Annotated in this window: 21 protein-coding genes; 18 read left to right on the top strand and 3 right to left on the bottom strand. The window is 56.1% G+C overall.

The genetic code is table 11. From position 1 onward, the window contains the following. Position 1 precedes the first annotated feature (1 nt). The 3 genes from G7K71_RS01015 to hfq are packed head-to-tail and all read left to right on the top strand — an operon-like array spanning position 2 to position 2,030. Positions 2 to 796, top strand: coding sequence for a class I SAM-dependent methyltransferase (locus G7K71_RS01015; RefSeq protein WP_313884919.1), 795 nt, complete (start codon positions 2 to 4; stop codon positions 794 to 796). Beyond that, on the top strand, positions 796 to 1,791 hold the full coding sequence (miaA, locus tag G7K71_RS01010) for a tRNA (adenosine(37)-N6)-dimethylallyltransferase MiaA (RefSeq protein WP_166344953.1): 996 nt from the start codon (positions 796 to 798) through the stop codon (positions 1,789 to 1,791). The genes G7K71_RS01015 and miaA overlap by 1 nt, the downstream gene beginning before the upstream one ends. Continuing rightward, positions 1,788 to 2,030 carry an RNA chaperone Hfq gene (gene hfq / locus G7K71_RS01005; protein ID WP_072867138.1) on the top strand — a complete coding sequence of 81 codons (243 nt, stop codon included), beginning with the start codon at positions 1,788 to 1,790 and terminating at the stop codon, positions 2,028 to 2,030. The genes miaA and hfq overlap by 4 nt, the downstream gene beginning before the upstream one ends. Positions 2,031 to 2,032: 2 nt before the next feature. On the opposite strand, the gene G7K71_RS01000 is transcribed toward hfq, so the two are convergent. From G7K71_RS01000 to spoVK, 3 genes are all read right to left on the bottom strand, one after another. After that, positions 2,033 to 2,983, bottom strand: coding sequence for a selenium metabolism-associated LysR family transcriptional regulator (locus tag G7K71_RS01000; protein ID WP_166342866.1), 951 nt, complete (start codon positions 2,981 to 2,983; stop codon positions 2,033 to 2,035). Next, on the bottom strand, positions 2,980 to 4,227 hold the full coding sequence (locus G7K71_RS00995) for a methionine gamma-lyase family protein (RefSeq protein WP_166342864.1): 1,248 nt from the start codon (positions 4,225 to 4,227) through the stop codon (positions 2,980 to 2,982). Before G7K71_RS00995 ends, G7K71_RS01000 begins: the two co-directional genes overlap by 4 nt. Positions 4,228 to 4,380: 153 nt before the next feature. Then, complete coding sequence (spoVK, locus tag G7K71_RS00990) at positions 4,381 to 5,343, bottom strand: stage V sporulation protein K (protein WP_166342862.1); 963 nt, start codon at positions 5,341 to 5,343, stop codon at positions 4,381 to 4,383. Positions 5,344 to 5,624: 281 nt separating this feature from the next. On the opposite strand from spoVK, the gene G7K71_RS00985 reads away from it, so the two are divergent. The 15 genes from G7K71_RS00985 to G7K71_RS00915 all read left to right on the top strand — a co-directional run bounded on the left by G7K71_RS00985 (position 5,625) and on the right by G7K71_RS00915 (position 23,039). Beyond that, entirely contained in the window at positions 5,625 to 7,262 is a 1,638-nt protein-coding gene (locus G7K71_RS00985) for a sensor histidine kinase (RefSeq protein ID WP_166342860.1), read from the top strand. Beyond that, complete coding sequence (locus G7K71_RS00980) at positions 7,259 to 7,945, top strand: response regulator (RefSeq protein WP_166342858.1); 687 nt, start codon at positions 7,259 to 7,261, stop codon at positions 7,943 to 7,945. Before G7K71_RS00985 ends, G7K71_RS00980 begins: the two co-directional genes overlap by 4 nt. Positions 7,946 to 8,114: 169 nt before the next feature. Beyond that, complete coding sequence (locus G7K71_RS00975; RefSeq protein ID WP_166344950.1) at positions 8,115 to 9,161, top strand: TRAP transporter substrate-binding protein; 1,047 nt, start codon at positions 8,115 to 8,117, stop codon at positions 9,159 to 9,161. 134 nt (positions 9,162 to 9,295) lie between these two features. Then, the gene (locus tag G7K71_RS00970) at positions 9,296 to 10,324 is read left to right on the top strand and encodes a TRAP transporter substrate-binding protein (RefSeq protein WP_166342856.1); all 1,029 of its coding nucleotides are present in this window, start codon (positions 9,296 to 9,298) and stop codon (positions 10,322 to 10,324) included. Positions 10,325 to 10,445: 121 nt separating this feature from the next. Next, positions 10,446 to 10,955: a TRAP transporter small permease gene (locus G7K71_RS00965; protein WP_166342854.1), complete on the top strand. Its 510-nt coding sequence runs from the start codon at positions 10,446 to 10,448 to the stop codon at positions 10,953 to 10,955. 30 nt (positions 10,956 to 10,985) lie between these two features. Then, on the top strand, positions 10,986 to 12,269 hold the full coding sequence (locus G7K71_RS00960) for a TRAP transporter large permease (RefSeq protein ID WP_166342852.1): 1,284 nt from the start codon (positions 10,986 to 10,988) through the stop codon (positions 12,267 to 12,269). A 19-nt stretch (positions 12,270 to 12,288) separates the two neighbouring features. Beyond that, complete coding sequence (locus G7K71_RS00955) at positions 12,289 to 13,989, top strand: sigma-54-dependent Fis family transcriptional regulator (protein ID WP_166342850.1); 1,701 nt, start codon at positions 12,289 to 12,291, stop codon at positions 13,987 to 13,989. A 233-nt stretch (positions 13,990 to 14,222) separates the two neighbouring features. Beyond that, a complete protein-coding gene (locus G7K71_RS00950; RefSeq protein ID WP_013822446.1) occupies positions 14,223 to 15,125 on the top strand; it encodes a CoA ester lyase in 903 nt (300 codons plus the stop codon). Positions 15,126 to 15,137: 12 nt separating this feature from the next. Then, positions 15,138 to 16,364, top strand: a complete 1,227-nt coding sequence (locus tag G7K71_RS00945; protein WP_166342848.1) for an ATP-grasp domain-containing protein — start codon at positions 15,138 to 15,140, stop codon at positions 16,362 to 16,364. Next, positions 16,365 to 17,261: a CoA-binding protein gene (locus G7K71_RS00940; protein WP_166342846.1), complete on the top strand. Its 897-nt coding sequence runs from the start codon at positions 16,365 to 16,367 to the stop codon at positions 17,259 to 17,261. A 40-nt stretch (positions 17,262 to 17,301) separates the two neighbouring features. Continuing rightward, a complete protein-coding gene (locus tag G7K71_RS00935; RefSeq protein ID WP_166342844.1) occupies positions 17,302 to 18,708 on the top strand; it encodes an MmgE/PrpD family protein in 1,407 nt (468 codons plus the stop codon). A gap of 36 nt (positions 18,709 to 18,744) precedes the next feature. Beyond that, positions 18,745 to 19,962: a Coenzyme F420 hydrogenase/dehydrogenase, beta subunit C-terminal domain gene (locus G7K71_RS00930; protein WP_166342842.1), complete on the top strand. Its 1,218-nt coding sequence runs from the start codon at positions 18,745 to 18,747 to the stop codon at positions 19,960 to 19,962. Positions 19,963 to 19,997: 35 nt separating this feature from the next. Beyond that, a complete protein-coding gene (locus G7K71_RS00925; RefSeq protein ID WP_166342840.1) occupies positions 19,998 to 21,680 on the top strand; it encodes an FAD-dependent oxidoreductase in 1,683 nt (560 codons plus the stop codon). Between the two features lie 2 nt (positions 21,681 to 21,682). Further along, entirely contained in the window at positions 21,683 to 22,336 is a 654-nt protein-coding gene (locus tag G7K71_RS00920; protein WP_166342838.1) for a succinate dehydrogenase/fumarate reductase iron-sulfur subunit, read from the top strand. 64 nt (positions 22,337 to 22,400) lie between these two features. Next, on the top strand, positions 22,401 to 23,039 hold the full coding sequence (locus G7K71_RS00915; RefSeq protein WP_166344947.1) for a DUF1847 domain-containing protein: 639 nt from the start codon (positions 22,401 to 22,403) through the stop codon (positions 23,037 to 23,039). Positions 23,040 to 23,056 lie beyond the last annotated feature (17 nt).

Here is a 23,056-nt window from a genome sequence, read left to right as displayed (position 1 = left end):
CGTGTGCGTGGTCACCACGGGCCACCGGGCCGGTACCCCGGAGTTGGAACTGGCTACCAGGTTTAGTTTGCGGCTGGGGGTGCCCCTGGTACCCCGTGCCGGCCTTTCCATTTCTGCTCTGGCTAAGAAATATGGAGTTTCCGGTGTTCTGGTGGTCTCGGCCCGCCGGGTTTCCTATTTCTATAATGGTGAAGAGCTTTTTCTGCACCCCAGCATGGCCAAGTTGCGTATAAGCGAAATAAAAGCTGGAAAAACTGATTGGATGATTAAAGCCATGGGCTTACAACCGGGGGATTGGGTTTTAGACTGCACCCTGGGCCTGGGGGTGGACGCCACCGTGGCTTCCTTTGTGGTGGGTAACCAGGGCCGGGTGGTAGGGGTGGAGTCGTCCCCTGTGCTCGCGGTTCTTGTGGAGCACGGCCTTAAAACCTATCGCGACCACGCCCCCCGGGAATTGATTGAAGCCATGGCCCGCATTGAGGTGGTTTGCGCCAATCATTTATCCTATTTAAAAGGGCTGGCCGCAGAAAGCTTTGATGTGGTTTACTTTGATCCCATGTTTCGCAAACCTCTTGAAAAATCCGCGGCCATCAACCCCGTGCGCCTGGTAGGTAATCCCGCCCCCCTTTCAGTTCAGGCTGTAGAGGAAGCCGTAAGGGTGGCCCGGCGACGGGTGGTGATGAAGGAAACCCGGGACAGCGGTGAGTTTGCCCGGTTGGGTTTTACCCGGGTCCAGGGTGGCAAATCCTCCCCCGTGGCTTACGGGATCATCGAAAAAAGAGGGGGAACGGGTTGATGGAAACACCTATACCCCTGTTGGTCCTGGTTGGCCCTACGGCCGTGGGTAAAACCGCCGTTTCGGTAGAGGTAGCCCTAAGATTGGGGGGAGAGATTGTTTCCGCCGATTCCATGCTGGTCTACCGCTATATGGATATCGGCACGGCCAAACCAACAATGGAAGAACGGCGGGGCATTCCCCACTATATGATTGACATCATTGAACCCGATGAGCCCTACAGCGTGGCCCTTTACCAGGCGCAGGCCCGGCAACATATCCGTGAAATATGGGAGCGGGGCAAGCTACCCCTTTTAGTCGGGGGTACCGGGCTTTATGTCCGCTCGGTAATTGAACCCTACCATTTCACCAGTGCCGGCGTAGATGAAGATTTTCGCCGTAAGCTCATGAGGGAGGCAGAGGAAAAGGGGCCGCAAGCCCTTTACCGGCGCCTGGTCGAGGTGGACCCGGAGACGGCGGCCCGGGTTCATCCCAACAACTTAAAGCGAGTGATCCGGGCCCTGGAAGTTTATCACCTCACGGGGCGCCCCATGTCAAGCGCCTTGCGGGAAGAAGGGGAAAAGCCTCCTTATAATTTTTTCATCCTTGGACTGACCATGGATCGGCAGCGGCTGTACCAGCGCATCGAAGCCCGGGTGGATCAGATGATGGAGATGGGTCTGGTAGAAGAGGTGCAGGGCCTTTTAGACCGGGGGTACAGTCCCCGCTTAACCTCCATGCAGGGTCTCGGATACAAGGAAATTATCGCCTACCTGCGGGGGCTGTCCACGATGGATGAAGCGGTTCATTTGCTCAAAAGGAACACGAGGCGTTTTGCCAAAAGGCAGTTTACCTGGTTCAATCGGGACCCGCGGATTAACTGGGTAAATGTAGGGCAGTATACCAGTTTAACGGAAGTCGCCCGAGAAATTACGAGGCGGGCAGAAGGAGTATTGTTAAATACGTCGAAGAGCAAATTAGAAAAAAATACTACCGACGGAGGGACCTTCCAATGAGCAAGCCACAAATAAATTTGCAGGACGCCTTTTTAAATCAGGTGCGCAAGGAAAATGTTCCCGTGACCATCTTTCTGGTCAACGGTTTCCAGCTAAAGGGAGTGGTCAGGGGCTTTGACAATTTTACCGTCATTTTGGAAAGTGACGGCAAGCAAATGATGGTTTATAAACACGCCATTTCCACCGTCAGCCCTATGCGTCCCATGAGTACCTCCTTTTCCGAACAAAAAACACAATAAATTCAAGGAGCCGGTCTCTCCGTTGGAGGGGCCTTTTTGCTTAATTCATTTTGTTTACCTGCCTGTCCTTCCTGTCTGATAAAGTCCCAGAAGGCTCCGGCGGCGAAACTCCCCGGCCATTCCGGCGCATGGATCAAGTAAAGGTAGCGGGTCAGGTCCATATTCTGCAGGGCCACCTGGCACACCCTTCCCAGGGCCAGGGGTTCGGCGGCGGCCAGGGCGGAAACCAGGCTGACCCCCAGGCCAGCCTGTACAGCCGTAATTACGGCCCGGGTGCTACCCAGTTCCATCACCACCCGCGCCCCTTCCAGAGAGTAGCCTGCCTGGGCCAACTTTGCCTCCAGGGAGCGGCGAGTGCCCGAGCCCGGTTCCCTCAGGATCAGGGGTTGGTCCAGCAATTCACCTGGACTTACCGTTTTCCGGTTCGCCCAGGGGTGTTCCGGTCCCACAATAAGCACCAGCCGGTCCCGATACCAGGGCAAACATTCCAGCCCTTCTTCTTTGACAGGTGCCCCGGTGACTCCCAGATCGATTTCCCTTTCCCGTACCCAGCGGATAACCTGGCCGCTTCCGGCTATGCGCAGGGTAACCTCCACTCCCGGGTAATGCCGACGAAAGCGGCCGATCAGCAGGGGCAGCAGGTATTCACCGGGAATGGTGCTGGCTCCCAGGCAAAGATGTCCCCTTTTAAGCCCCTTCAGTTCATCCAGTCCGGCTTTGATTTTTTGAAAATGGCGCAATATTTGCCGGGCTTCGGGGTAGAGAAGGCGTCCGGCTTCGGTAAGTTCCACCTTTTTATCGCCCCGGTAAAAAAGGGTGGCACCCAGGCTTTCCTCCAGCGACTTTATTTGAAAGCTCACTGCCGGCTGGCTCATGTAAAGATGCTTGGCCGCCCGGGTGAAGCTCTGCAGTTCCGCTACCCATAAAAAGGCTTCCAGCTGTTTTAAGTTCATTCCTGTTCCCCCGCCAGTACCGCCCTGGCTGCCGCGAGCACGGCCAACCGGACATATTCCTTGGACAAGCCTCCCTGCATATACACCGCGTAAGGTTCACGCATGGGCGCGTCGGCGCTCAACTCGATGGAGGAACCCTGCACAAAGGTGCCGGCTGCCATGACCACCGCGTCACCATAGCCGGGCATGTCCACCGGTTGAGGCCGCACATGGGAATCCACGGGAGAAGACTGCTGCAATCCCCGGCAGAAAGCGAGAACCCTTTCGGGTGAGCCCAAAAGAATAGCCTGGACAATGTCGGTGCGTTCTTCCTCGGGTGCGGGGTCTACTTTAAAACCCAGCCGTTCAAAGAGGCGGGCGGCAAAGATGGCCCCTTTTAAAGCTTCGGCTACCACATGGGGAGCCAGGAAGAGCCCCTGGAAGAGCAGGCGCTGGTAGTCGGGACTGGGTCCAACTTCACTGCCCAGGCCCGGCGCCGTCAGGCGGCTAGCAGCCATTTCCACGTAAGGCTGCCTCCCCACCACGTAACCGCCGCCGGGAGCCAGGCCCCCGCCGGGGTTTTTAATTAACGATCCGGCTACGAGGTCCGCTCCTACCGCCGGGGGTTCCAGGGGTTCGACAAATTCACCGTAGCAGTTGTCCACAAAGATTACCACGTGGGGGTGTTTTTTCTTAATCCATGCGATGGCCCGGCCCATCTCGTCCAGGTTCAGGGAAGGGCGCAAACTGTAGCCCCGGGAACGTTGAAACATTACCATGCGGGTGCGTTGATTCAGTGCCCGGGCAATTTCAACCATGTCAAGGCTGCCATCGGGCAATAGCTCCACCTGCCGGTAGGCAACGCCCATTTCCTTTAAAGATCCCGGAGCATGGCCCCTAATGCCGATCATTTCCTGGAGGGTATCATAGGGTGCTCCCGTTACTGCCAGCAATTCGTCTCCGGGACGTAAAATCCCAAACAAGCACAGGGCAATGGCATGGGTGCCGCTGACAATTTGCCCCCGCACCAGGGCCGCCTCGGCTTGAAATGCCCGGGCGTACACCTTTTCCAGGGTTTCCCGTCCCTGGTCACCGTAGCCGTAGCCGGTAGAACCCTTTAAATGATAATCGCTTACCCGGGCGTAGTGAAAGGCGTCCAGTACCCGGGCGTGGTTTTGGCGTGCCACCGCTTCTACTTTCTGGTAATAAGGCTTTACTTCTTCTTCTACTTCTGCCGCCAACGTGGTTAAGTCTGTTGCAATCAAGCTAAGACTCCCCTTTGTGTAGTATAGATGGCATTCTTTCAACGCTTTATCACGCAATTCACAGCCCGCGGTGCATTGACCCCGGCTACACGTGTTTGGTGTTCGTTTCCAGTGCTCCCGGGCGACGGCTCTGATCCATTTGACTGTGTTATGTCAAATTCCCGGGCTGCTTTCGTGTGCCTGGAGTATATCTTCCCGGGTGATGGTCATTAATTCCTCTCGGCTAACCTGCCCCTTCCGTACCAAACGTACCGCCTGCTGGCGTATGGCCCGTTCAATGAGATTGCGCACCAGGCGGGCATTGCCGCTGTGCACGTGAAGGGAACGGGTTTCCTCCAGAATGAGGCGCAGTTCGTCCCGGGCTCCCGGGGACAAATGGTACTGGCGCTTTTTCAACATCAGGTCCGCTATGGCCAAAAGCTCCGTGGTGGTGTAATCGGGAAAGGTGATGTGGATGGGAAACCGGGAGCGCAGGCCGGGATTGCTTTCCATAAACCATTCCATCTCCTGGCGGTAACCGGCCAGGATAAGAATCAAATTGTCCTTGTGATCTTCCATTCCTTTGACCAGGGCGTCAATGGCTTCCCGTCCAAAATCCTTTTCACCGCCCCGGGCCAGGGAATAGGCTTCATCGATAAAGAGAATACCTCCCAGGGCCTTTTTAATCTGATCCCTGGTTTTTTGCGCCGTGTGGCCGATGTATTCCCCCACCAGGTCTGCCCTTTCCACTTCTACCAGGTGGCCCTTGGGTAACACCCCTACCTCTTTGAAGAGACGGCCGATGATGCGGGCCACGGTGGTTTTGCCCGTCCCCGGATTGCCCTTAAAGACCATGTGCAAAACCTGGGGTTCGGTGGCCAGCTTTTCCCTTTGCCGCCGGCGCTGGATTTCCACAAAGGCGTGGATTTCCCCCACCAGCTTTTTTACCCCCGCAAGACCCACCAAAGAGTCCAGTTCTTTCATAATTTCCCGGACGTTTTTCTGGCGCTGGTCTTCACCTCCACCATGGTTTTTTTCCGGTTGTCCCCCCGGTGAAAAAACAGGAAGGTTTCGGCGTTCATTTTCTAAAGTTCCGTTCTGTTCGCTGTGGTTTTGCCAGAGCCTGATTTTCACCAAAGGTGATCACCTCGCGGGCCAGGGGTTTACTTTAAAATTATACGCCTGCCCGGGAGGATCATTGACCTTCTTTGGGATTGTTTAGCCTCTTTAGGTTATTATTCCCATTGGCTTTCTTTCCTAAAGTTTTGGAGCCGCCCAGAGCTATTTTTCTATCCCTCGCTGGTTTCTCCTGCTGTCACCCAGCATTTTCCCTGGCATTGAGGAGGGTTTGGTTTCCGGGTATCGAATTATGTTAATAATCGCAATGGCCTTAATATTCTGAAGGAGAGGCGGCTGCTTTGGACATTTACCGGCGTTTTTTGCCCCTGCGCATAAGGTTGGCCATTTTATCCTTTGTTTCGGTGGTGCTGTCCATTTTAGTGGCCGTAATACTCATGGGGGTTAAGGTTTCTCGCCTGCTGGAAGAGGAAATGGGCATGCGTGCTTTGGCCATTGCCCGGACCCTGGCCCAGATGGAGGCCATCCAGAATAATGTGGGACATCCCGGCGGTGCCAGCATCATTCAGCCCGTGGCTGAAAAAATCAGGCTGGCCACCGGGGTGGAGTACATTGTCGTGGTGGATATGAACCGGGTGCGTTACTCCCATCCGGTGGCGGAACGCATCGGAGGCAAATTTTCCGATCGGGATCTGGACCCGGCCCTGTCCGGCCGGGAATATATTACCCGTACCGCCGGGGTGATGGGTCCGGCCGTCCGTGCCTTTTCTCCCATCAAGGTAGATGAAGGCACGCGGCAGGTGGGAGTGGTGGTGGTAGGTATTATTACCCCTACCTTTGCCGAGCTCTTCCGGGCCATCCAGGCCCAGCTCTACCCATCCCTGGCCATCGGTTTGCTGGCCGGTTTGCTGGGTTCCCTCTACCTGGCCAGCAGGATTAAGGGGGCTATGTTTACCCTGGAACCCGAGGAGATTGCCCGCATCCTGGAAGAGCGTACGGCTATGCTCCAGGCCATGGGCGAGGGTATTATTGCCATCGACCGGGATATGCGCATTACGGTGATCAACGAAGAAGCCAAACGTTTGTTGGGTACGGATGACGAGGTGGTGGGCCGGTCCATTACCGAAGTGCTCCCGGATAGTTTTTTACCCCGGGTGTTGCAAACGGGCCAACCGGAGTTTAACCAGGAGCGGGTTTTAAAAAACACGGTCGTTATTGTTAACCGGGTGCCGGTGCGGGTGAAGGGGGAGGTTGTGGGTGCCCTGGCTTCCTTTCGGGATCGCACCGAGGTGCATCACCTGGCCGAGGAATTGACCGGGGTCAAATCCTTTGTGGAGGCCCTGCGAGTGCAAAACCACGAATATCTCAACCGTTTGCACACCATTGCCGGTCTGCTCCAGTTGAACCGGGTGCAGGAGGCGGTGGATTACATCTTTGCGGTTACTGAGGAACAACAGGAACTTACCCGCCTGCTGACCAAGAACATCTGTGATTACAGCATAGCCGGGTTGTTGCTGGGCAAATATAGCCGGGCCCGGGAGCTAAAGGTGGACCTCCATATCAACCGCTCCTCCCGGCTGTCCCGGTTGCCGCCCCATATGGATGCTGCTGCCCTGGGGGTGGTGCTGGGTAATCTTCTAGAAAACGCCCTTGATGCGGTGCGGGAGATGGAGCCCTCCCGCAGGCGGGTGGCATTTGAGATGCGGGATGATTCGGGGGGTCTGGTGGTGATTGTGCGGGACTGGGGAGTGGGCATACCGTCCCATCTCCAGGAGCGGATCTTTGAACAGGGGTTTTCTACCAAAGGAACCGGGCGGGGGATTGGCCTGTATCTGGTGAAAAAGCATGTCGATACAGCCGGCGGAGAGATTACCGTACACTCCCGGGAAGGGGAGGGAACCACTATTACAGTGCGTATTCCGGGGGAAAGTCCTTGCAGTACACCCTCGAGCAAGGCAATCCAGGGGGTGACATCGTGAGCGTCATTGAGGTGCTGATTGTCGAGGATGATCCCATGGTGGTGGAGGTAAACCGGGGTTTCGTCAATGCCGTACCCGGTTTTAAGGTGGTGGGCGTAGCCCGTACGGGAAAGGAAGCGGTGCAGCTGGCGGCCCGGTTAAAACCCGCCCTGACCCTTTTGGATGTTTACCTGCCGGATATGAGCGGCTTGGCCGCCCTGCAGGAGATTCGCCGCCTGGGGTTGCCCACCGATGTATTGCTGGTAACGGCGGCCCAGGATGCGGAGACGATTCAAAACGCCTTCCGCTACGGGGCGGTGGATTACATCATCAAACCCTTCAAGTTCAGCCGTTTGAAGAGTGCTCTGGAGGGTTTCGCCCTTTTGTACAGCCGCTTAAACAAAGAAGGCCGGCTGGAGCAGGATGATATCGACCAGCTGGCCCGGGGAAGGGTGCCAATGGTTATTGATGAAGAGGCAGAAGAGATGCCCAAGGGTTTAAACGGGGTAACCTTAAAGCAGGTTTTACTTTTGCTCATTAAAGACGGCGGGGCCCTGTCGGCCGAGGAGGTGGCCGTCGCCCTGGGACTGGCCAGGGTGACAGCCCGCCGGTATTTAGAATATTTGAGCCAGCTGGGCAAGGTGACGGTGGAATTGCAATACGGTTCAGTGGGACGTCCCATCAAAAGATATAAGATAGTTTAACTGCTGAACATAAAGACCAAAATTAACTTTATGGCCGCAATATTGCGGATTGATGGTAAAAGGGGGTAGAATTAAGGCAAGATGTCAGAAAACTGGAGCAATTAACATATTACTGAATTGGGATTTGCTTCCCGGGGTCACTCCGTAAAGGAGGTTGCAGTGGTCGGCCATGCTTGATTGGGCAAAGAAATGGTTGTTGTTCTTTATGGCGGTGGTCTTGATCACCACGGGATGCGACCGGCGGGGGCCCGACGGGGAACAGGTAGATCCCCGGGAAAAGATTGTAATCAAGTTTTCCCACGTGGTGGCCGAGGATACCCCTAAAGGGCAGGCGGCCCGGCGGTTTGCCCGGTTGGTGCAGGAGCGGACCGGGGGGCGGGTGGAAGTACAGGTTTTTCCCAATTCCGTACTCTATAAGGATGGAGAGGAATTGGACGCCCTGCAGAAAGGTGCGGTCCAGATCATTGCCCCTACCACATCCAAGTTAAGCAGCCTGGCTCCCCAGTGGCAGTTGCTGGATTTACCATATCTTTTTGAGAACGAAGAACAGGTGCACAGGGCGCTCGATGGGGAAATAGGCAAAAAGCTTTTTGCCACCCTGGAACCCCATAATATTCATCCCCTGGCCTTCTGGGATAACGGATTTAAACAGATAACCAACAGCAAAAGACCCCTGGTGCATCCCCGGGATTTTGCCGGTTTAACTTTCCGGGTGATGATTAACAGCCAGGTGCTGGAAGAGCAGTTCCGTAGCCTGGGAGCAAATGCTACCCAGATGCCTTTTAGCGATGTTTACGGTGCCCTGTCCGGAAATCAGGTGGACGGCCAGGAAAACACCATGTCCAATATTTATTCCCAGCGTTTTTACCAGGTACAGCCCTATATGACGGTTAGCAATCACGGTTATATGGGTTACGTGGTGCTGATCAACGCCACCTTCTGGCACTCATTGCCCCCGGACATCCGTGAAATTATCGAGGAGACCATGGCCGAGGTGACCCGGTGGGAACGGGAGCAGGCGGCACACATAAATGACAAAAACTTCAGGCAAATTAAGGAGTCGGGAAAGGTCCAGGTACACATCCTGACCGCGGAAGAAAGGGCAGAGTGGCAGGCGGCTCTGGAACCCCTTTACGAGCAATTCAGGCCGGTTATCGGTGCTGAGCTTCTGGAGGAAGCGTTCCGTTTAAAGGGCTCCCGTGCCGCCGGTTCCTGAAGGGCCGTGGTTATTGGCCTTTAAATGACCTGAAGGGGGGTATGTGCTGTTTACATAATAGGGAAACCGGCATACTGAGTATTCAGAAGTTTTTAAGTTGACTGACTGATAAAATCATAAGGGGGTCGAATGACATGAAAAAGGTATGGCAAATCCTTCTGGTGGGTCTTTTAGCCCTGGGCCTGGCGCTTACCGCTTCCGGTTGTGGCGGAGAAAAGAAGAGCTCCCAGGGGACCGGGGAGAAGGAACCCATTGTGGTCAAATTTTCCCACGTCGTGGCTGAAAGCACACCCAAGGGACAGGCGGCCTTAAAATTCAAAGAATTGTTGGAGAGCAAGTCCAACGGCCAGTTCAAGGTAGAGGTTTACCCCTCCTCCCAGCTTTACGGCGATAAGGAAGAGCTGGAGGCCTTGAGGGCCAACAATGTGCAGCTCATTGCTCCCTCGGCGACCAAGCTGGTGGGATTCAACCCGGCCTTCCAGCTGGTGGATATGCCCTTCTTGTTTGAGAGCGATGAAGCTGCCTACAAGTTCTACGACGGGGAATACGGCCAGAAGCTGCTGCGTTCCCTGGAGCCCCAGGGCATGCTGGGCCTGGCCTGGTGGCCCAACGGTTCCAAGCACTTTACCAACAGCAAGCGGCCTTTAAAGAGGCCGGAAGACTTCAAGGGTTTAAAGTTCCGGACCCAGAGCGGCGGCGTGCTGGATGAGCAGTTTAAGGCTTTAGGTGCCGGTTCCCAGACCCTGGCCTTTGGTGAAGTGTATGTGGCCCTGCAAAATGGGACTGTGGACGGCCAGGAAAACACCTTCAACAACATAGAGACCCAGAAGTATGCCGAGGTACAGAAATACATGACCGTCTCCGGCCATGGTCGTATTGACTACGTGGTTTTGACCAACACCACCTTCTGGAACAGCCTGACCGATGAACAGAAGAAGCTCTTTGTGGAATGCATGAAAGAGGCTACCGACTTTGAGCGCCAGCTGGCCGATGAACTGAACCAGAAAAGCTTTGAGAACCTGAAGAACAGCGGCAAGCTTCAAATCTATACCCTGACCGAGGAAGACCGCAAGGCTTTTGTCGAAGCCATGAAGCCGGTGTATGACAAGTATACCGATAAGATCGGTAAGGAGTACATTGAAGCGGCCCGGAACACTAAATAAATAGCTTTTCACCGGGGGCGGGCCCCGGTATGATTCACCAGCCCGTCCCCCTTTTTACCCCTTGCTTCGCCAAATTGCGAAAAAATATGACATTCACCTGCCTTTTTGAGGGGGGTTTAGTGTGGAGCGATTCAAGAAAGCTTATGCGGCCTTTGAGGACTACTTTACTGGAGGTCTTTTGTTTACCGGGCTGACACTGGTCTTTGTCAACGTCCTGTTGCGTTATATTTGGGGGCGTCCCCAGTCCCTCCTGGATGAGTTTTCCGTTTATTTTGTGGTATGGGGGACGTTATGCGGCATTGCCGTAGCTTTGAGGAATGACCACCACATTAAGGTGGATATGGTCTTCAGGTTGCTGCCCCTGGGCATTCGCTACCGGGTGAGTATTCTGGCCCATTTGATTGGGGTGGGTTTTGCCCTGTTTTACACCTTTTACGGGTACCAGCTGGTACATACTTACATCATTTCCGGGCAACGTTCAACCGACAGCCAGTTTCCCTTATGGATTGTCAACCTGGTTATGCCCGTCAGTGGGGTAATGTTTACCGTCCGTTTTATAGAGAAACTTTTATTTCATTTTAAAAATGGCGGAAAAGACTGGTTAGCTGCCCAGAGTAGACGCCCAGACTAAAAAGAATGAATATGGAAAGGAGTGCCGCCGATGGAGACGGCGTTGCTGTTTTGTATATTCGTGCTACTCTTCCTGATCAACGTGCCCGTTGCCATCAGCCTGGCGGTGGCTGCCCTAATCGTTTTAGCTACCACCACCGACTTTACCATGTACATGATCGTCCAGCGCATGTTTGCCTCCCTCTTATCCCCGCCTCTCATGGCCATTCCGGCCTTTGTCTTTGCCGGAGTGCTCATGTCCCACGGGGGTATTGCCAGGTACCTCATTGCCGCCCTGCGCAGCTGGTTCGGCCACCTGCCTGGAGGTCTGTCGGTGGTTACCATTCTGGCCTGTGCCATCTTTGCCGCTATTTCCGGTTCCAGCCCGGCTACGGCTGCGGCCATCGGTGCCATCATGCTTCCGGCAATGATTGAAGGGGGTTACGATAAGCGCTACGCCATGGGCCTTATTGCCGCCTCGGGTACCCTGGGTATTCTCATCCCGCCCAGTGTGACCATGGTGGTTTACGGCATCGTGTCGGAAGAATCCATAGGCAAGCTGTTTATGGGCGGGCTGCTGCCCGGTCTTTTCCTGGCCGGCATGCTGGTTGTCTTTGCCATCATTTATGCCCGAGTTAAAGGTTACGGTGCTGGTGAACCGGCCTCATGGCGGGAGCGCTGGACGGCCACCATCAAGGCCCTGCCCGGTGCCTTTTTGCCCTTCTTTATTTTGGGCAGCATCTACATGGGCATCGTTACCCCCACTGAGGCAGCAGTGCTTTCCGTATTTTATACCATCATCGTTTCCGCTTTTATTTACCGGGAGTTAAAGCTGCCGGACATTCGTAAAGTATTCCGGGAGGCCATCAATATCTCTTCAATGATCTACCTGATTATTGCCGCTGCCATGGTTTTCGGCCTGTTCCTGACCTCAGAACAGGTGCCCAATAAGATAGCCGAATGGATTGCCGACAGCCACCTGAACCGTTATGCCTTCTTTTTTGCCACCAACCTGATGTTCTTCATCATGGGCACTTTCCTGGAGGCCGTTTCCATTACCCTGATTACCCTGCCCCTGCTGCTGCCCATCATCAAGGCGCTGAACATAGATCTGATCCAGTTTGCCGTGGTCATGACGGTGAATATGGAGCTGGCCATGATTACCCCGCCGGTGGGCCTGAACCTCTTTGTGGTTTCAGCCATGGCTAAACAGCGGGTTGAAGAGGTAGTCAGGGGTGTGCTGCCCTTTATCTTAATTCTCATTGCCGGACTGGTTATCTTTATCTTCTGGCCTGATATTTCCCTGTACATTCCCCGGGTGCTGATGGAACGTTAACCGGCTGGGGGGAGAAAGCATGGACGGCTTGTTTGAAACCCTTTGTACCGCTCTTGGTATGATTGCCCGGCTGGCCGGTGGCTATGCCACGGTTATTGATTTGTGCAGTGGCAACACCAAAACCGTGGATGCCTCGGGCCAGGAGGTTCCCCATTACCCCCTGGAAAACTATGAGGGTCTGGAAGAGGCCCGGCAAAGCAGTGGTCCCCTGCTGTTTCCTTCCCGCAGGGAAGAAGGGGTACTGCATTTCTTCCTGCCCCTGGAGGGTTGCCTTCTGGCAGTAAACAATTTGCTGCGTGCCCGCCGGGAGGCCGGTTTAAAGGCAACCTTTCGGGAGGCCCTCCCTTTGATTGCCCGGGTGGCCGGGGGCGAGGCGGTGCTCTTTGATCGCCAGGGGATGCGCTTTTTCAGCGTGGGGTCGGATGGAAAGGAATCGGTCAGGGGGATGGGGGAATTTACCTACCTGGGCAGGCAGGCCATGGAACTGGGGCGGCCGGTAATCGGGCCGTCCCTGCTGGAGGAAGGGGCCATGGCCGTGCGCATTCCGGTCACCGCGGAGTTTGGCATGGGTTTTAACAATGTCCTGGCGGTAAAACAAAAGAAAATGCTGGCTGCTTCCCACCGGCAGGGCTACCCCCGCTATACCTTTGCCCATATTATTGGTACCAGCCGGGCCATCCAGCAATGTATCCGGCAGGCCCGCCAGGTGGCTGTAACCAACTCCACGGTATTGCTCTACGGCGAAACGGGTACCGGAAAGGAACTCTTTGCCCAGTCCATTCACAATGCCAGCCAGCGGTCCGGCGGCCCCTTTGTGGCCATAAACTGTGGGGCCATTCCGGCCAGCCTGGTGGAGAGCCAGCTTTTTGGTTATGAAGCCGGGGCTTTTACCGGTGCCCGCAGAGAAGGCCAGCAGGGTCTTTTTGAACAGGCCAGCGGGGGCACCCTGTTCCTGGATGAGATCAGTGAAATGGAGCTGGAACTGCAGTCCCGTTTATTGAGGGTACTGCAGGAACGGGAAGTGGTGCGCATTGGGGGTAAGAAACCGGTTCCCGTGGATGTACGGGTAATTGCTTCCACCAATAAGGACCTGTGGCAAATGGTAGTCAGCGGTAAATTCCGGCAGGACCTGTTTTACCGCCTCAATGTGGTGGATCTGCGCATTCCCCCTCTGCGGGAAAGGGTGGAAGATATTCCCCTGCTGGTGCGGCACTTTATCAAACAGTTCCGTGATACCTTCGGTACCTTTGTCCGGGACATCTCTGATGAGGCCCTGGCATGCCTCATGGGTTACGGCTGGCCGGGTAATGTAAGGGAATTGCAGAACTGCATTGAAAGAACCATGAACCTGGCCACCCATGAAGTGATCCAGCCGGCGGATCTTCCCGCCTTTATTCGCAACTGCTCCTGTCGGCTGCCGGAAAACACAGCAACAGCTGCCCAATCCGGACAAATCGTACCGGTATATTCCTTTGCAAAATTGAATTCCCAAGGGCATCTGCCAAAGACCGATCACGATGGATCTTTTTTTAAAACACCAAGTTTTTGCGTGTTGAAAGGAACTACCCAGGCCGTGGAACGGTCAACCATCCTGCGGGCACTGGAAGAAACGGGTTACAACCGCCGGCGAACTGCTGAGAAGCTGGGTATCAGCACCACCACTTTGTGGCGCAAGATGAAGAGACTCGGGCTGCTGTCAGGGTCGACAACGGGTTCTTAAAAAAACCTTTTCCCCTTTGTGGCCATGGCCTGTGGAGCCGTGGCTTTTCATATTTGCAATGTTTGTCATTGCATAATCTCAAACGCCATTGCAAAAGTGAAACATTTAAAATAACCACCGGTACGTCTTCTGCCTTCAGACCTGCGCATATTGCTGCACTTCCGAGTCCTTTATGGTCGTCTTCTTGCTTGGCAAGGAATTTGCTTCTCACTGGAAGCAGGAGGTGAGGTTGAATGGAAAAGCCGTTACGCAGTTTTCTCTTTGCTCCCGCCAGCGACTTGCGCAAGGTAGACAAGGCCTTGTCCCTTGATGCCGATGCGGTGATCCTGGACCTGGAAGATGCCGTGGCGGTGTCCGAAAAGGTACGGGCACGGAGCCTGGTGCTGGATGTTCTTGGACGTATGAACCGCGAGGGTATTTACGTGCGGGTGAACGGGGTCAACACCCGCTGGATTGTGGGTGACCTGATGGCGGTGGTGGGGGGCCGGCCGGCGGGCATCATGCTGCCCAAGGCTGAAGATGCCGAAGAAGTCAGGCGGGTGGACTGGCTCATTGGCCAGCTGGAAAGGGAATACGGCTTGCCGGCCGGCGAGATGGAACTCATTCCCCTGGTGGAAACGGCCCGGGGGGTGATGAATGCGTATGAGGTAGCCACCAGCTGCCCGCGGGTAAAGCGGCTGGCTTTCGGGGCCGTGGATTACACCCTGGACATCGGCATATCGCTGACCGGTCAGGGTACGGAGATCTTTTATGCCCGCTCCCATCTGGTGGTGGCCAGCCGGGCGGCCGGCATTGAAGGGCCCATCGATACAGTTTACCCCAACATTAAAGATGAGGAAGGGCTGGCAGAGGAATGCCGCCTGGTACGCAGTCTGGGCTTTGCCGGTAAGCTGGTGATCCACCCGGCGCAACTGGGACCCGTGAACGAAATCTTTTCTCCCACGCCCAGGGAAATTGATTATGCGGCTAAAGTGGCACAGGCCTTTGCACAGGCCGAAGCTGAAGGCATTGCGGCAGTGCAGCTGGAGGGTAAGTTTATTGATTACCCCGTGGCAGCCTGGGCCAGGCGGACGCTGGCCATTGCCCGGGCTTTAGGTCTGGCGGGGGAAAAAGGGTCGGAAGAACAAAGAGTTTGAGGGGGGAAAACAGTGGGTCGTCTGCTGGAACATCACAGCAAGCAGTTGTTCAAAGAGATGGGCATAACGGTGCCCAGTTACGAGGTGGCCACCAGCGAAGACGAAGCTCAGGAGGCCGCCCGGCGTATAGGTAAACCCGTGGTCATTAAGGCGCTGGTGCCCGTGGGCAAACGGGGTAAGGCCGGAGCTATTAAATTTGCCGACACGCCACAGGAAGCAGCTTTAAGGGCCGGGGAGTTGCTGGGCATCACGGTGCGGCATTTCCCCGTGGAAAAGGTCCTGGTGGAAGAAAAACTGGACGTGGCCCAGGAATGGTACCTTTCCATTACCTACGATAAGAACAAACAGTTGCCGGTGATCATCGCCAGCACCAGGGGCGGGGTGGATGTGGAGGAATTGAGCCGTTCCTACCCGGCCGAGATGGTTATTCACCAGGTGGATCCCTTTGAAGGCCTGCCCGGCTTTCGGGCCAGAGAGATCTGGGCGGACCTTGGGGTAGGGGGCAAACTGCTGGGTGCCGCAGGGGCGCTGTTAAGCAAACTCTATGCCACCTTTGACCGTTATGATGCCTATCTTTTGGAGGTCAACCCGCTGGTGGTAACCACCGGGGGAGAACTGGTAGCCGCGGCGGCGGTGATGAGCGTGGATGATAGCGCCATGTATCGCCAGCCCCGTCTTGCGGACATGGTCCAGCTGGGCAGTGAACGTGCCTGGCGTCCCCTTACGGAACTGGAAAAGAAAATGGTGGAAGTAAATGAATCCGACCCCTACCGGGGTACGGCCCGCTATACCGAGATGCCCGGCGGTGATATTGGATTCATGTGCGGGGGTGGTGGCGGCAGCCTCCTGTGCTTTGATACCCTGGTGTCCCTGGGGGGGCGACCGGCCAATTATTCAGAAGTAGGTGGTAACCCGCCCGAAGCAAAGGTATACGGCCTGACTAAAGGAATTCTTTCCAAACCTGGAGTGAAAGGGTTATTTGTCGCCCATAACATTACCAATAATACCCAGGTGGATGTGCTGGCCCGGGGGATAATCCGGGCGTTAAAAGATCTAAACATTGATCCGGTTACCTTCCCGGTGGTGGTGCGGGAAGCCGGAGTCAATGATGCCGTAGCCCGGGAGCTCTTTACGGCAGCCGGGGTGGAGTATTACGGTGATGAGGTAACTCTCACCGAGGCATGTGCCCGGATGGTGGCCCGGATGAAGGAAGTTTACGGGGAAGGGGGACGGCCATAAATGGGCATTCTTATTGATCGCCATTCCCGCATTGTGATTCAGGGGATCACCGGCCGGGAGGCCAGTATGGTCACCAGGCACACCCTGGCCTACGGTACCCGTATCGTGGCCGGGGTGACACCGGGGAAGGGTGGGCAGGAGGTCCACGGCGTACCGGTGTACGATACCTTAAAGGCGGCTTGCCGGGAACATCAACCGGATACGTCCTTGATCTACGTCCCTCCTGCCTTTGTTTACGATGCCGTGGCTGAAGCGGTGGCCAACGGGATCAAGCTGATTCTTATTCCCACCGAAAACGTCCCGCAAAAGGACGCGGTGAAATTCTTAAATCTGGCCCGTCGGGCCGGGGTGCGGGTGATAGGCCCCAATTCCGTGGGCATGATCAATCCCGGGGAACGGGTGAAACTGGGGGCCATTGGGGGAGATAATGTGGAGCGCTGCTTTGTGCCCGGCCCGGTGGGAGTGATTTCCAGAAGCGGTGGGATGACTGCCGAAACCTCCTGGATGATCAAGCGTGCCGGTTACGGGGTGAGCACCAGTGTTAGCATTGGCGGGGATGCCCTTATTGGTAGTACCATTAAAGACCTGCTGGCTCTTTTTGAAGCCGACCCACAGACTCGCGCCGTGGTCGTTTTTTCCGAACCGGGTACTTCCCAGGAGGAGGAAGCGGCAGCCTTCATCCAGGAAAGAGGATTTACCAAGCCGCTAATTGCTTACATTGCCGGCCGCTTTACGGAGGACATGCCCGAAGGGACTGTTTTTGGACACGCGGCAGCCCTGATTTCCGGCAATTACGGTCGTCCTTCCATCAAGGCTGCCAGGTTGAGGGAAGCCGGTGCCCATGTCCTGGAAAATTTCGATGACCTGATTCCCACTTTAAAACAGATCCTGGGGTAAGGACAAGGGAATCTCAATGAAGAAAGTAAGGTGATTTTCCATGTTATCCCACCGGCTGGCCGACTTTATTGGCCAGATCCAATATGATATGCTTCCCGCGGCCACAGTGCATATGGCCAGGCTGGCTTTTCTGGACTGGCTGGGTTCGGCTGCGGCCGGCGGTCAGCAGGCGCCTGCTCAAAAGGTCCAGGCGGTTGTAAAGCAGCAGGGGGGCTCTCCCCAGGCCACCCTGCTGGCGACCGGGGAGAAGATCTCCTGCCTCAATGCGGCCCTGGCCAACGGCATTGCTTCCCATATCATGGAACTGGATGATGTGCACCGGGCCGCCATCATCCATGCCGGGGCGGCAGTGATACCGGCTGCCCTGGCCGTGGCGGAGATGATCAGGGCGAGCGGCCGCCAGTTGTTGGAGGCCATTGTGGTGGGTTATGAAGTGGCCATCCGGGTTGGCGAGGCCGTTACCCCGTCACACTATTACTTCTGGCACACCACCGGTACCTGCGGTACCTTTGGTGCGGCGGCTGCGGCCGGAAAGCTTTTGGGTTTAAATAAAGAACAGCTGGTCTGGGCACTGGGCAATGCCGGTACCCAGGCTGCCGGATTGTGGGAATTTCTGGTCGACGGGGCCATGTCCAAACACCTCCACCCGGGTAAGGCCGCCCAGAATGGCGTGCTGGCCGCTTTGCTGGCCAGAGAAGGTTTTACTGGAGCCATGCGTATTCTAGAAGGGGAAAGGGGGTTCTGCCGGGCTACGGCTCCCCAGTTTGACCTGAGTAAGATTACCGCCGGCCTGGGCAAGCCTCCCTACAAAGTGGAAGAAAACTCCTTTAAAATCCACGCCTCCTGCCGTCATACCCATCCGGCGGTGGATGTAGCTCTGGAGCTGGCCACTCGCTATGGTCTTAAACCAGCTAATATAGCAACTATCACCGTCCGTACATACCGCACGGCCCTGGACATTACCGCCAATCACCAGCCGACCACGGTTTATGCGGCCAAGTTCAGCCTGCCCTTCTGTGTGGCCCTGGCCCTGAAAACCGGACATTGTGGTCCAGAGGACTTTACCCCGGCCAATCTTTTTGATCCGGAAATCCGGGAACTGATGTCCCGGGTAACCCTGGTGATGGACGAGGAGCTTGACGCCCTCCATCCTGCCCGCTGGCCGGCAGTGGTGGAGATAAGCACTCCGTCCGGCCAGGCATACCGGGGACGGATGGATTTTCCCCGGGGCGACCCGGAAAATCCGGTTACTGCCGAAGAACTGGTGACCAAGTTCCATGCTCTGGCTGCCGGACCCTGGGGAGAACAGAGGTCGCGGGTTCTGGCGCAGGCGGTTCTGGATCTGGAGAACGTGGTAGATGTGGCCGATTTGTTCCAGGTACTTTCGCCAAACCACTATGGGAGGGTATGGCACTCCTCCTGCGGAATAACACAGCACGAAAGGTGAACACGAAACACGGTGTAGCCGGGGAGGCCAGTATTAATGAAAGGTTCCTTTACCGAATTGCAAAACCGGGTTATCCAGCGGGGGCTGTGTACTGCCTGTGGAACTTGCGCCGGGGTGTGCCCGGCAGGGGCCATCGGCTGGGCTTATGTGGATGAGGAACCACTGCCTGAATTAACCGGGGAATGTGCCGGCTGCAATATCTGTACCACCGTCTGCCCCGGGGAAGAGGTGAACTTACCTGCCCTGGAACAGTTTGTTTTTGGCCGGGTTAGGGAAGAACAGATTCCCGACCTGGGTTTTTACCGGGAAGCCCGGGCTGGTTGGGCCACTGACCGGGTCACCAGGCAACTGGGTGCCAGCGGGGGATTGGTTACGGCCCTGCTGATTTATGCCCTGGAAAAGGGCATTATCGATGGCGCGCTGGTAGCCGGTTTCCGGCAGGATCTGCCCTGGCGTACCGAGGCCAGGCTGGCGGTTAATCGTGAGCAACTCCTGGCCGCTGCCAGGAGCAAGTATGCCTGTGTACCGGTAAACACCCTTTTAAACCGGGCTCTGGAACAGGGTTACCGGCGCCTGGCGGTGGTGGGCTTGCCCTGTCATATCCACGGCTTGCGCAAGATGCAGTTTTACGGTCAGCCCGCTTCCCTGACCCGGGGTGTGGTGCTGATGGTGGGGCTTTTCTGCGCTTCCCAGTTTTATTTTGAGGGTACCCGCCACCTGCTGGTAGAACGTCTGGGGGTGGACAGGCTGGAAGATATTGCCTCGCTGAGCTACCGGGGCGGCGATTGGCCGGGCCACCTGGTGGTGGAACTGAAGGACGGGCGGAGGCTGCTCCTGGACCGCCACGAGTATATGTACCACCATCTCATGCCTGCTTTCAAACGGGATCGCTGCGAGATGTGCGTGGATTGGGCTGCGGAACTGGCTGACCTGTCGGTAGGTGACTACTGGGACCCGCAGGTGCGGGCCGGGCATGCTTTAGGAACATCTTCCTGTCTGGTGCGCAGTCCAGCTGGTGAAGAGCTGCTGGATGGGGCCGTGAAAAACGGCTATGTGGAAACAATTCCCCTGGAAGCTGCCCGCCTGGCCGCCGGGATAGGGTACGAGCTAAAAAAGCACGCGGCAGCCTTCCGGTTAAGGCAGCGGCGTCGTTTTGGCTGGCCGGTACCTGAGTATCATCGCCAGACCAATTATACCCCATTCGCCCGGGAACTGCATCTGGCTCCGGAAACAAAAAGCGACGTTGAAAAGTAAGGGTGCAAAAGGATTTAAGGAGGTGCTTTGGAAGAATGCTCATGCACGAAGTGCTGGTGGTGGGGGGCGGGCTGGCCGGCCTGATGGCTGCGCTGGTGGCCTCGCAAAAGGCCGATGTGGCCGTTTTGAGCAAGATCTATCCCACCCGTTCCCACAGCGGAGCGGCACAGGGAGGGTTTAACGCCGCCCTGGGGGAAGACGATAGTATCGAGTCCCACATCTTTGACACGGTCAAGGGGAGCGATTACCTGGGGGATCAGGATGCCATCGAGGTACTTTGCAGCGAGGGACCGGAAGTGATTTTAGAGCTGGAGAGGATGGGTGTGCCCTGGACCCGTACCCCCGAAGGCAGGGTGGCCCAGCGCTCCCTGGGTGGTGCCGGCTTTCCCCGGGCCTGCTTTGCCGCCGATTTCTCCGGCCATGTAGTCCTGCATACCCTTTTTGAACAGGTTCTCAGACGGGGAATTAAGATTTATCCGGAATGGCATCTGGTGGAATTACTGGTGGAAGACGGGCAGGTGGCCGGGGTGCTGGCCTATGACCTGGCCCGGGCCAGGTTGGAAGTAATCCGCAGCAAGGCGGTCATCCTGGCCACGGGTGGATACGGCCGGGCCTTTGCCAAAACCACCAATGCCCACGCCAACACGGGAGACGGCATGGCCATTGCTTACCGGGCGGGAGCAGTTCTTTCGGATATGGAGTTCGTCCAGTTCCATCCCACCACCTTGTACGGTACCAACATTCTTATTTCCGAAGCGGCCCGGGGAGAGGGCGGTTACCTGCGCAATTATGACGGTGAACGGTTTATGGTTCATTACGCACCTCAGAAGATGGAACTGGCTCCCCGGGATGTGGTTTCCCGGGCCATTTTCAAGGAGATTAAGGAGGGGCGCGGATTTGAGGGACAGTACGTGCATCTGGATCTAACCCACCTGGGAGAGGCCCTGGTGGCGGAACGCCTGCCCCAGGTGCGGGATCTGGCCATCCGGTATGCCGGGGTGGATCCCGCCAGGGCACCCATGCCCATCGAACCGGCCCAGCACTACAGTATGGGCGGAGTACGCACCGATGTTTGGGGTATGACCAGTTTGCCCGGCCTTCTGGCCGCAGGCGAGGTGGCCAATGTGAGCGTGCACGGGGCCAATCGGCTGGGGGGCAATTCCCTGCTGGAGACGGTGGTTTTTGGCCGGCGGGCTGGTCACCGGGCTGCCCAACTGGCCCGCCAGGAGCCCTGGCCAACCCTTTCTGCAGCAACCATAACCCGTGCTTATGAATCCTGGTCATCCCTGTTAGCCGGTCGGGGACAAGGGGTTCAGGAGGACAGCACTTTTGCCATCCGGCAGGAGATGACCAACCTGATGACCAACCAGGTTGGGGTATTCAGGGTGGGCAGTGAGCTGGAAGATGCGGTTAACCGGCTGGCTGTACTAAAAGAACGTTACCAAAGGCTTAAGGCCCCCGGCGGAATGCAACCCTTTAACTACGCCCTGATGGATTATCTTGAGGTAGGGTACCTTTTAGATTTGTGTGAAGTCATTGCCCGGGGGGCGTTGCGCCGCACCGAGAGCCGGGGAGCCCATTACCGGCTTGACTATCCGCAGCGGGATGATCAGAACTGGCTGTGCCATACTTTTGTGCGCCGCGGGAAAGACGGACCGGAGTTCAGTAACGGTCCGGTGAAGATCACCCGTTATGCACCGCAGGAGAGGGGGTACTAGGAATGAACGTGGTGTTAAACATCTGCCGCTTTAACCCCGGAGTGGATGTAAAACCCTACTTTCAAGAATTTACCGTGTTGGTGGAAGAGCATAACACGGTGCTGGATGCCCTGCTGCAGGCCTGGCAGCAGGATCCCGGGTTATCCTTTCGCCGCTCCTGCCGCAGCGCCATTTGTGGTTCCTGTGCCCTTTGTATCAACGGGCGCCCCGGCCTGGCCTGCCAGACCCTGATTCGTAACGCCATAACTGAGGGCGGACGCATTACCCTGGAGCCGCTACCCCATTTCAGGCAGCTGAAAGACCTGGTGGTGGATCTGGACCCCTTCTTTGAATCTCTTAAAGCAGTAGTTCCCTGGGTGGTTATCCGGGACAATCACGACGGTCGCATGGCGCCGGAGGTGGCACGGAAACTGGAAAGCCCGGCTACCTGCATTCTCTGTGGGGTTTGTCACGCAGCCATGGACGATCCCGGAGAAGTAAAACCGGCGGCCGTGGTGAAGGGTTTGCGGCTGGCCCTGGATCCCCGGGATGCCCTGGGTGCCGCCCGCCTGCAGTTGATGAAGGTACCTCGTGACATTTTAAGGCTATTTATTAAAAATTTACCTGAGAAATGTCCCAAAGGAATCACGGTGCCTGAGGACGTATGCCACTTATAAATCAGACAAAGGAATGGCCATTAACGTGCCATTCCTTTGCGCTTGAGAAAGGAAGTGAACCATGATGAGCAGGTGTGCAGAATGTGGAATTTATGCTTGCTACACGGGTCAGGCGGGGAAGATTCCGGAGCACTGTCCCATGAAATCCGAAGGCAGCGTTTATGAGGAAGCCAGAAAGGAATACCAGGAACCGGGCGTATTTAATCTAGCCCTTAACTCGGCCTTAACTGAATCTGCCGGTTACCGCAGATGGACCAGGCTGGAGGAAATCATCCAGTTCAGCCGCATGGCTGGCTTTACCAGATTGGGCCTGGCCTTCTGCGTTGGGTTGCGCAGGGAAGCAGCCGAGGTAGCAAAGATTTTCAAGCAGGCAGGATTTGTTGTCGAATCGGTAATGTGCAAGACCGGTTCTACGCCCAAAGAGTTTTTAGGTATACGGGACGAACAAAAGGTCCGCCCCGGTCAATTTGAACCCATGTGCAATCCTATCGCGCAGGCGCACATATTGAACCGGGCCGGGACGGAATTGAACGTTTTATTGGGCCTTTGTGTCGGTCACGATAGTTTATTCATCAAATATTCGGCAGCTCCGGTTACCGTTCTGGCAGTCAAGGACCGGGTGCTGGCCCATAATCCCCTGGGAGCCGTTTACGCTGCCCATTATTATACCCCGAAGCTGGCAGCTTACAAAAAGTCAGATTAAGGGACAGGGGGGAGGGG

This window comes from Desulfofundulus sp. TPOSR (assembly GCF_011393055.1).
Taxonomy (GTDB): domain Bacteria; phylum Bacillota; class Desulfotomaculia; order Desulfotomaculales; family Desulfovirgulaceae; genus Desulfofundulus; species Desulfofundulus kuznetsovii.
This window is presented reverse-complemented; position numbering and strand designations above follow the sequence as displayed.